The following is a 1,829-nucleotide window of genomic DNA, read 5'->3' as shown; positions in this document are numbered from 1 at the left end:
AGGGCATCCAGTCGATGCCCATCGCGTCGCGTCCGTCCTGCGCGGACGGCCCGCCGGTCTGCCCGGTGCGCCGCTGCCCGTACGACCCGTACACGGCCACGGCCGGCGCGGCCCGGTCGTGCCAACAGGTGGTGCCGACCAGCGACAGGTTCGATTCGAACAGCCGGTGCCGACGCACCCCGAGGCGCAGGCTGTCCCCGCAGATGGTCACCGGGTCGAGCATCGGCGCGCCGGGCACGTTCTCGATCACGTACCCGACCGGCCCGCCGGCCCGGCCGACCGCCTCGCGCAACCTCGCGCGGGTCGGTGCGACCAGGTCCGGGTGAAGGTGCCTCCTGCTGGTGGGCGTGGCCTGCGAGTAGGCCTGGCAGGGTGGTGAGGCGTGGATGATGTCGAACCCGGTCAGGTCGACGGTCAGGGCGTCGGCCTGGATGAACGGGAACGGGTAGTCCGGCTGCGGTTCGATGTCGACGCCGACCACGTCGAACCCGGCCGCGTGGTAGCCGGCGCCGGCACCGCCGGCCTTGCAGAACAGGTCCAGCAGCCGTGGGCGACGGTTCACGCGGCCACGCTCCGGGGCCGGTTCGCGCCGGCCCGCATCCCGGACCGGATCGTGCGCAGCGCCCCGGCCTGCGGGTGCCCGCCGACGATCGCCGCGTCCAGCAGGACCGCCTCAACCTCGGCTGCGCAGAGCGCGTCCCCGGCGACGAGCTGCCCGAGCGCCACCGAGGCGCCGTAGAGCGTGCGGTTGAGTGTCCCGTCGGGCGCCGTTTCGATGGCGGCGACGCTGCGGGTGACGGCCGCGTTCAGGTACGCGGCCCGCCGGCCCGTGCCGATGTCCACGGTGACCGGCTCCTGCGGCGGCAGCGGCGCGGGCCGCAGCCGTTCGGCCAGCCACCCGGGCAGCGGCGCCGGGGCGGTGTCGTGGGTGACCTCGTACCGGCCCGCCGGCACGGTCGACCCGGCCGCCACGACGTACCCGCCCATGGCGCGGGTGTCGATCAGCCAGCCGAGCGTGCCGGATGTGTTGCGCGGGGACAGTGTGTGCCCGTCATCGTCGGGTGCGGCGTAGTACAGGTGCGTCCCCCCGCGCCCGGTGGTCACGGTGTAGGTGTCGATGGGCATGGGCTGCCCGGCCTGCTCGCACACGGCGGCGAACACGTCCCCGCCGTCCGCGATGCCCTCCCGTCGCCACTCGGTCGGCGGGACCTGGTCGGGTTTGGGCTGGTCGAGGTCGACCACGACCAGGCCGGACACCCCGCACGCGATCCCGATGTTGTACGGGGCCGTGGTCCAGGCCCGGCGGATGCGGTCCGGGTCGATCGTGGCGCGGTTCTCCCACCGGATGTGGGTGCCGAACCGGCGGCAGCGCGGGTCACTACCGGTGCACCGGTCGGCGCTGTGGTCGGGGAACGCGGGCCGCTTGTCGCCCGGCCGCAGCGGGAACACGAACCACCCGCGCTCGGCGAGGCTCAAAGCGTTGTGCAGCAACGTTTCTCGGTCAACCTGGTGATTCATCTCGTGGTCTCCTAGGCGATGCGGCGACGCGGTTGGGGCGCGGCCGTGGGCGTGGGGAGCGGGATGACCGGCGCCAGGGTCACGTCCTGGTCGTCGTGGTCGTGTTCGTGCTGCTCGGCGCAGACCTTGTGACAGGGCCGCCCGACCTCGTCGCGCATGAACGCGGGCCGCCGGCAGTACCGGCACGGGCGCAGGTCACCGGTCGCGTGGTGGCGCCAGTTGAGGGCCACGGCGGATCACGCTGCCGCGTCGAGCCGGTCGCCGTAGCCGTCGTGGCAGTTCAGGCACTCCCCGAGCGAGCGCGGGATGTA

General features: G+C 73.7%; 3 protein-coding genes. All 3 read right to left on the bottom strand.

The features are described 5' to 3' along the window. Window positions 1-562: DNA cytosine methyltransferase (locus ABD191_RS28595; RefSeq protein ID WP_344088982.1), on the bottom strand; the 562-nt coding region annotated here is incomplete at its 3' end. After that, window positions 559-1,518, bottom strand: a complete 960-nt coding sequence (locus tag ABD191_RS28590; protein ID WP_344088979.1) for a bifunctional DNA primase/polymerase — start codon at window positions 1,516-1,518, stop codon at window positions 559-561. The genes ABD191_RS28595 and ABD191_RS28590, both read right to left, overlap by 4 nt. Window positions 1,519-1,529: 11 nt before the next feature. Beyond that, window positions 1,530-1,748, bottom strand: a complete 219-nt coding sequence (locus ABD191_RS28585; protein WP_344088976.1) for a hypothetical protein — start codon at window positions 1,746-1,748, stop codon at window positions 1,530-1,532. Window positions 1,749-1,829 lie beyond the last annotated feature (81 nt).

The sequence above is a fragment of the Luedemannella helvata genome (assembly GCF_039528415.1).
In the GTDB taxonomy this organism is placed as follows: Bacteria; Actinomycetota; Actinomycetes; order Mycobacteriales; family Micromonosporaceae; genus Luedemannella; species Luedemannella helvata.
The sequence above is the reverse complement of the archived record's forward strand: the minus strand, read 5'-3'. Positions and strand labels throughout refer to the sequence as shown.